This window comes from Acetivibrio mesophilus, from assembly GCF_004102745.1.
Classification (GTDB): domain Bacteria; phylum Bacillota; class Clostridia; order Acetivibrionales; family Acetivibrionaceae; genus Hungateiclostridium; species Hungateiclostridium mesophilum.
This window is the reverse complement of sequence record NZ_RLII01000051.1, coordinates 1-7946: the sequence shown is the minus strand read 5'-3', so window position 1 is coordinate 7946 and position 7946 is coordinate 1. Positions and strand designations below refer to the sequence as shown.

The window sequence follows — 7946 nt, the reverse complement described above, 5'->3', positions numbered from 1 at the left end:
CAACATACTACTATGACGCATTTGGTAATATAGAAGAGGAAAAGTACTATGATGCCAATGGAAATCTGACAACAACACCGATCAACAACAACATAAGGTATGCCGGTTATCAGTATGATGAGGAAACCGGGCTGTATTACTTGAATGCAAGGATGTATGATCCGAAAATTGCAAGATTTTTGCAAGAGGATACATACAGGGGAGACCCAAATGACCCGCTTAGCTTGAATTTGTATACATATGTGAAGAATAATCCATTAGTATACTATGATCCGACAGGACATTGGCCTGAATGGCTGGACAAGAAATTTGAAAATGCAAAGCAATGGGTTAACAAAAAGATTAAGAGTGTTTCAGATGCAGCCTCTAATGTATTGAATACTGCAAAAAATTATGTAAATGAAAAAGTAGTTCAACCAGTAGGCCAAACTATTCAAAAAGGAAAAGAGGTTATTGAATATGTAATTGAGAATAAGCCAAGTAGTCTAAAAGATGGTTTGGCATTGGGAACAGGTATAGCACTGACAACTTTTAAAAATAATGTTTATGACCCATTTGTTGATAAGGTAACAGCTGTTGATGCAATAGTATCTGTTGGAAACTATATGGAATTCTATGATGAAGCGCAAAAAAGATTTGAATACTTTGAAAATAATGTGACAAATTCTTTGGGCATTCAGGATAATGAATACTATTACATAGGAGGTACATTAACTGGTGCTTACAATACGATTAAAGGTACAGCGCAATTTGCAGGTGGTACCTTAATAGGTGTGCGCGGAATTCGAGATACTACGATTGGTATAAAGGGTATATTGAGTGGAGGTGGTACAATATCCTTAACACTTACGGCAGCTGGTGTTGGTGAATTGATGCTTGCTGCAGAAGGTAGTGCCAGTGGAGTATTTAAGGCTAGTAGTGGTTTTGATAGTTTCAACCGGAATTACGAAAAGTTTGCTAAAATGACAGAGGGAACGCCTAAGACTTGGACTTCTCCGGATAAATATGTAGGTGAAACAGCAAACGCTATCGAAGCACGATACCCAAGTAAAGTCGTTGATGTTAATAAAATTGCATACAGACCCGATGGTACGATTCTGACCGACTTTGACATAGAATTGGATAATACTATAATACAAGTAAAAGCCGGTACAGCAAAGGGTCTAACTTCACAAATAATAAAAACTACTGCGGGAACGACCAAAGAAGTAATAGGGTTTGCCCCAGAATTAAATCCTTCTTCAGCATTAGTTAAAAATGCTAGTAAGCAAGGGATTAAGGTGTTTACTTCACTTGAAGATTTATTAGAATACCTTAAATAATTGAGAGGATGTGAATCAATTGAATTGGATATTATTAATAGGAGATGAGAAATTCAATTTAGATGTTATAAAAGCAATCAAACATCCTGATAGTATCAGATGCTATGATGTAAATGAGATTAAAAACAGATATTGTGTTGATTTTGGAACAGACCATATATTTTATGACTACGATGAAACAGGATCAATTCTTATGGATTATGAAAGGAAGGATTTAAAAAAAATACCGTTTAAAAATCCACATATAATCATTATGACATACACATCAGAAGAACGCTTGAGAAATATATTGCAACATAGTATTTTTCCAAAGGGAATATACGTAGATAATGATTTTGGTTTAATTATTCCTATGGAAGAATACGTTAGACTTGGAATGCCGACGAGATAATCAATGTATTTTGGTAATATAATGTTTGCGGATAAATTCTTTACGTTTAATCGAGACAAAAGAATTAAATAAGACAATACCCGGCAAGCCAATATAAAAGCAAACCGGGTTTTCTTTTTTCCATGCTTGACATTGAGTAATACAATGCGATACAAAAAAGTCAAAAAGAAATACAGGAGGTGCAATAATGTCTACAGAAAAGGATAGTATGCTACGGGTAAGGCTTACACAAAGGCAGTCGGATGAATTGGATGCGATTATTGGTGAGCTTCAGGCACAAATGCCGGAGGCAAGCGTTACTACATCAAGCATAGCAAGATACGCTCTGGAGAAGTATGTAAGCGACCATATTGCCAAGCGCGACGGTACCAAGATTTTTATTGAAGTCAGCACAGCACACGCTACAGAAGAGGATATAAAGAATCTCTACGACCTTATTTCCAGGTTGTTTGACGAAACAAAGGAGAATTACTCACCAACGGTTCATTACATGGTTGGAGAGATATTAGAGCCAGTGATGATGAAAATGGCAAGACTCATAAAGCTAAAGAAGCCGGAGGTGAAGGCGGGTGAGTAAGAAAAAGTACATTGTCCGCTGTCCTCACTGCAATCACAGGGTATTTGATGCCGATTATGCTGATGTTGAAATCAAATGCCCGGTATGCAGAAAGGTTTTTGAAGTAAAGCTGGAGAAAAAGGCGGGGTAAAAAGTGAATAAATCTGGCACAGAGCCAAAAAGGGAGCGAATGACTCACCTATAGAGCCTGGCAGATAGTCTTAAAAACTATTTGTCAGGCTCTATTTATGTTCTCGGAGGAGGTGAGAATTTGAAAGTGACAATGATGGACGCAGCATTAAAATATGCAGAAGCCAATATCCCAGTTATGCCTTTGCACTGGATTTGTGAGGATGGCTCCTGCTCCTGCAAGGCAGGGAGTAATTGTGACAGCAAGGGAAAGCATCCGCTATATACTGGCTGGTACAAGAATTCTACTTATGATATTGAGCAAATAAAGAAATGGTGGAGAAAAACCCCCAATGCCAATATAGGTATTCCTACAGGTGAGAAGTCCGGCTGGCTGGTGCTTGATGTGGACGATGGTGGCAATGAAACCATATCTGCACTTGAAGCAACACATGGAAAACTTCCGGATACGGTTACTGCTGTTACTGGAAGAGGAGGTCGGCACTATGTCTTTAAATACCCTAAAGGCCGGAGTATTCCAAATAAGACCAAGTTTGCATCGGGTCTTGATACGCGTTCAACAGGTGGTCTGATTGTCGTAGCTCCAAGCATTCATGTAAGCGGTAATCGGTATGAATGGTTAGAAGGACATTCTCCCTTTGAGAGAATCCCGGCAGAAGCTCCAGCATGGTTGTTGAAGCTCATGGAAAGGGTGGAAGTATTGCTTACACCCTTTGAAGGTAGCAGTATTATTGCCGAGATTAAGGAAGGAAACCGCAACAGTACCCTGACAAGCCTTGCCGGAACCATGAGGGCAAGAGGAATGACAGAAGAGAGCATCTATGCGGCATTGCTTGCAGAAAACAACGCAAGGTGCAATCCTCCGCTTGATGAAGCGGAAGTTAGAAAGATAGCGCACAGTGTCAGCCGATATCAGCCAAATCTTCCGGGGAAGAAGCATTACCACAGGACAGACAGCGGTAATGCAGAAAGGCTGCGTGACAGGTTTGGTGAAATCATTAGGTATTGTCCGGCTTTCAAGTACTGGCTGGTATATGACGGATGCTGCTGGAAGAGAGAAACCGGGGAACTTATGCAGTTTGCTATAAAAACATCAAGGGAAATGCTCGCAGAAGCAAGCCGGATTGAAGATGAAGCCACGAGGAAAGAATTAGTGCGCCATGCCATGCAGTCTGAAAACGCAGGCAGGCTTAAAGCCATGATCGATGTGGCTTCAAACCTTGAAGGCCTGATAATCATGCCAGATGAGCTTGATTCTGATATATGGAAGCTGAACTGTAAAAATGGTGTTGTAGATTTAAAGACAGGGGAACTTCTACCCCATAAGCGTGAGTACTATATGAGCAAAATCTGCCCTGTTGAATATAAACCAAGCAGCAAGGCTCCCAAATGGATGGAATTTCTGAATACCATTACGGGAGGAAGCAACGAGCTTGTAAGGTACCTTCAAAAGGCTGTAGGCTCGTCATTAAGCGGGGATATTTCAGAGCAGGCCCTATTCGTCCTTTATGGAACAGGAGCAAATGGCAAGAGCACATTTCTAAACACCATCTCTGACCTGTTGGGAGACTATGCAAGAAATACTCCGTCCGAAACCTTTATGGCAAAAAGGATAGAAGCGATAGGAAATGATATTGCAAGGCTTCAGGGTGCAAGGCTCGTTACTGCTATAGAAATAAATGAAGGACAAAGGCTCTCTGAGGCATTGATTAAAAGCTTCACAGGCGGAGACAGAATCACAGCAAGGTTCCTTTATGGAGAATACTTTGATTTCCAGCCGCAGTTCACCCCGTTTCTCGTAGTAAACCACAGACCTGTCATAAGAGATACCAGTCACAGCATTTGGCGGCGCATTAAGCTGATTCCTTTCACCGTTACCATACCCGAGGATAAAAAAGATAAGCAGCTACCGGCAAAGCTGAGAGAGGAGCTGCCCGGCATATTGTCATGGGCAGTAGAGGGTTGCCTTTTATGGCAGAAGGAAGGACTTGAAATGCCTGATGAAGTCAAAACAGCTACAGAAGGTTACCGGGAGGAAATGGATACCTTCTCAAGTTTTATAGAGGAATGCTGCATTGTGGAGGAGGGCAGGAAAGTCTCCAATAGAAGCATCAGGTATGCTTACGAAACATGGTGCCGGGAGAACGGAGATTATCCTCTTGGTCAGAAGCTGTTCAATGCAAAAATGACGGAGCGTGGCTTTGCTGTCAAACGCAGCGGAGCCAATGGCAGCAGGGACTGGCATGGCATTGGTCTTGCGGATGAGGGGATACTTTTGTGATTACTGACGACTGACGGCTTCTGACGTCAATTCCGTAAATTTTTATATATATTTTTTCTTATGTGAAATTTATGAAAAAAGAGTCAGTAAGAGTCAGTACGTCAGTAAAATCTCAGTACCTTGATGCAGAGGGGAGGGGAGGTCAAATCTCTACAGTAAAGCATAAGGGCAACGGGCTGGCAGCACCGCGTAAAAAAATGCAGATTCAAACGGGGTATTAACCCCAGACCATATTAACAAAAAAACAATTATGAAAATGGAGGATTTAAGCATGAGATTTATAGCAGATTTAGTACATGAGAAAAAGCAATTGGTGGAGAAAGCAGAAGCTATTTTAAACGAAGCGGAAAAAGCAGGTGGAAGTTTGACTAAGGAACAGGAGCAACAGTTTAACCGCTACAAAGACAGAATAACACGCATCAATGATAGCATTGATGAAGAATTATCAAAAATCAGAACCTCTGAGCCAATATTGAATATGCCGCACAATCCCATGGCTCGTGAAGATGTGTCAAAAATTCCGGTAACAAAGGCTATATCAAAATCATTCAGAGGGATGTTCTATGGAAACGAAACTGTGAGCTTAAGCAACAATGGTTTTCATTCCATGGATGAATTCCTGAGAACACTTCACTCAGGCAGAGCCGACAACAGGCTGATAAATGCCAGTATGGTGGAAGGAATACCCGAATTCGGCGGATATTCCGTACCGGAGGAATACGGAGCCTTCCTGATGGATAAATCCCTGGAGAATGAGATCATCCGTCCCAGAGCAACAGTATGGGCAATGGGAAGTGAAACAAAGAAAGTACCAGCCTTTGATGGAGCAGACAGAACCAATCACCTATTCGGCGGTATCTCAGGAGAATGGCTGGAGGAAGGACAGACAGGCACACGAAAAACAGCCAAGTTAAGGCTGATTCAACTGAAAGCCAAGAAGCTGGCCTGCTTCTCACAGGCATCCAATGAACTTATTGCAGATGGTATGTCCTTTGAGGAAATGTTAGCTGGAGCGCTTATTAAAGGCTTGGGCTGGTACATGGACTATGCCTTTATCAATGGAACCGGTGAAGGCCAGCCTCTTGGTATTATAAATGACCCGGCACTGATTACTGTAAATAAAGAGGCTTCTCAAGAACCAGCCACAATTACCTATCAAAACGTGGTCAATATGTTCTCAAGGCTTGCTCCGTCATGTTTTACCAATGCGGTATGGCTTGCCAATCCATCGGTAATACCACAATTGCTCACCATGACCATTACCATTGGTACCGGTGGCGCTCAGATACCGGTATTCAGGGAAGAGAGCGGGAAATTCACACTTCTGGGTAAGGAGGTCTTATTCACTGAGAAATGCCCCACATTGGGTGCTAAGGGAGATTTAATCCTTGCAGATCTTTCCCAGTATGCCATAGGCATGAGGAAAGAGATTGCTCTTGACCGTTCCAATGTTCCTGGCTGGATGGAGGATATGACCGACTACAGGGTGATAGTGCGTGTAGATGGTCAGGGAACCTGGGATAAACCTATAACACCGAAAAACGGAGCAACGCTCTCATGGGCAGTAGCTCTGGAAGCGAGATGATTTGCTCAGATTTGAGCCAAGTCTGAGGCTAAGCAATACTTAGGGTGAAATGAGCAAATTGGAAGTGCTGCTCCTCCTACAAGAAGCTTTGGCAGGGCGGAGCTCAATTCTAAAACTGATAGAAATATTGCTTTCTAAAGCATAATTGACTTGCTATATCAGCGGTTCAGAGTGATGAATGTTACTGCGGAATAAAGGCTTTAACCGTAGGAAGGGATGAAAGTGTGAGAGCAAAGATTACCACAACCATAGAGGAAGCCTTATTGAACAAAGCCAAGGCACTTGCCAAGCAAGAAGGTTTGTCCGGTGCCAATGCCATTATTGAAAGGGCGCTGGAGTTGTATTTTACCAGTATTCAATGTGAAGTATGGGAAAAATCGTTGCCCAGCGGCTGGATAAAGAAGCTGGTTCTCAAAGGGGATTTAATTCTGTACGAAAACATCAAGTGCAGAAAAACCTTGGAGAACTACAGGCCGGAAGATTACACACAGGAAAGCCTAAAAGCAAAAGGCTGGAAAAAGGTTTAGTAGCCAGTAAAAAGGCCTCTGTATTGCTCCCTGAAACGTAAAAGCGTAGGTTGCAGCCGTAAGCTTTGTTTGAAACAAAAGGGGCAAGTAAAGAGGATTTTGTAAAGGTTGCAGCAGTTATCAATACAGAAATTTATTGGTCAGAAGCATTAAGAAATTAGTGTCCAAGAGAAGCAGTAAAAGAACATTAAGAAATTTGAACTAAGGCTCGTGATGCCTGAAATCACGTAATTTGTCACATCAGGAATAGATAGGTTGGCGTTCCCTTGCGAGGATTAAGGTCAAGGGACACTTCTTTACAAGAAATGTCCCTAATCGAATCTAACGCTCTTAAATTGAGGTTGCCGGTATGAGTGGTGGAGACATTGGAAAAGGAGAGGATAGATATTTATCATAAACGAAACACCTGCTTTGTTGGAATTGATATGCACAAGGACGCACATTGTGCAGTTGTAATTGATTGTTGGATGAATAAACTGGGTGAGGTTAACTTTGAAAACAGGCCATCCAGATTCCCTGCATTCGTTGAGGATGTAAGGAAGATTTGCGGGATAAAGGAAATTGTATTCGGACTTGAAGATACCAGAGGCTTTGGCAGAAACCTTGCTGCCTATCTGGTGGGCAGGAAGTTTGAAGTCAAGCACGTTAACCCTGCCTATACAAGCGCTGTAAGGCTTGCAAACCCCATTATTTACAAGGATGACTCCTATGATGCCTATTGTGTGGCAAGGGTACTCAGGGATATGGTGGACACTTTGCAGGATGCCAAGCATGAGGATATATTCTGGACAATACGGCAAATGGTGAAAAGGCGGGATTTGCTTGTAAAGGGCAATGTGATGAACAAGAACCAGCTCCACAGCCAGCTTTCCTACAGTTACCCATCCTACAGGAAATTCTTTGCCATGATTGATTCCAAGAGTGCCTTATGTTTCTGGGAGAACTACCCGTCACCGGAGTATATATGGAACACAACACCGGAAGAAATATATCAGACGATAAAGCCTGTGCATCAGGCACTTAAAATACAGCGTATTCATGAGATTATATCCATGATTGAAAGGGATGGAGACACAAGAAAGGACTATCAGCCCGAAAGGGATTTTATAGTCAGAAACATTGTAAAGGATATCA

Annotated in this window: 8 protein-coding genes and 1 pseudogene; all 9 read left to right on the top strand. The window is 42.0% G+C overall.

The features are described 5' to 3' along the window. Positions 1–1322, top strand: a 1322-nt coding sequence (locus tag EFD62_RS16765; RefSeq protein ID WP_162302537.1) for an RHS repeat-associated core domain-containing protein, incomplete at its 5' end; no start/stop codon positions are given. 19 nt (positions 1323–1341) lie between these two features. Beyond that, positions 1342–1713, top strand: coding sequence for a hypothetical protein (locus EFD62_RS16760; protein WP_128706546.1), 372 nt, complete (start codon positions 1342–1344; stop codon positions 1711–1713). A gap of 187 nt (positions 1714–1900) precedes the next feature. Further along, positions 1901–2290 (top strand): hypothetical protein, encoded by a 390-nt coding sequence (locus EFD62_RS16755; RefSeq protein ID WP_128706545.1) that lies wholly within the window; start codon positions 1901–1903, stop codon positions 2288–2290. Further along, positions 2283–2420: a hypothetical protein gene (locus EFD62_RS17820; RefSeq protein WP_003513997.1), complete on the top strand. Its 138-nt coding sequence runs from the start codon at positions 2283–2285 to the stop codon at positions 2418–2420. The genes EFD62_RS16755 and EFD62_RS17820 overlap by 8 nt, the downstream gene beginning before the upstream one ends. A gap of 126 nt (positions 2421–2546) precedes the next feature. Continuing rightward, positions 2547–4700: a phage/plasmid primase, P4 family gene (locus EFD62_RS16750; protein ID WP_235832698.1), complete on the top strand. Its 2154-nt coding sequence runs from the start codon at positions 2547–2549 to the stop codon at positions 4698–4700. Positions 4701–4771: 71 nt separating this feature from the next. Then, the gene (locus EFD62_RS17580) at positions 4772–4921 is read left to right on the top strand and encodes a hypothetical protein (protein WP_155522922.1); all 150 of its coding nucleotides are present in this window, start codon (positions 4772–4774) and stop codon (positions 4919–4921) included. 50 nt (positions 4922–4971) lie between these two features. Next, the gene (locus tag EFD62_RS16745; protein ID WP_003515129.1) at positions 4972–6285 is read left to right on the top strand and encodes a phage major capsid protein; all 1314 of its coding nucleotides are present in this window, start codon (positions 4972–4974) and stop codon (positions 6283–6285) included. A 224-nt stretch (positions 6286–6509) separates the two neighbouring features. After that, the gene (locus EFD62_RS16740) at positions 6510–6812 is read left to right on the top strand and encodes a hypothetical protein (protein WP_192876520.1); all 303 of its coding nucleotides are present in this window, start codon (positions 6510–6512) and stop codon (positions 6810–6812) included. Positions 6813–7165: 353 nt separating this feature from the next. After that, positions 7166–7946, top strand: a pseudogene (locus EFD62_RS16735) (IS110-like element ISCth6 family transposase); the annotation flags it as partial.

What these genes read in the sequence shown, in the direction of transcription:
- EFD62_RS17580 (WP_155522922.1), top strand. Translation starts at nt 4,772, where the DNA reads ATGAAAAAAGAGTCAGTAAGAGTCAGTACGTCAGTAAAATCTCAGTAC.
- EFD62_RS16755 (WP_128706545.1), top strand. Translation starts at nt 1,901, where the DNA reads ATGTCTACAGAAAAGGATAGTATGCTACGGGTAAGGCTTACACAAAGG.
- EFD62_RS16745 (WP_003515129.1), top strand. Translation starts at nt 4,972, where the DNA reads ATGAGATTTATAGCAGATTTAGTACATGAGAAAAAGCAATTGGTGGAG.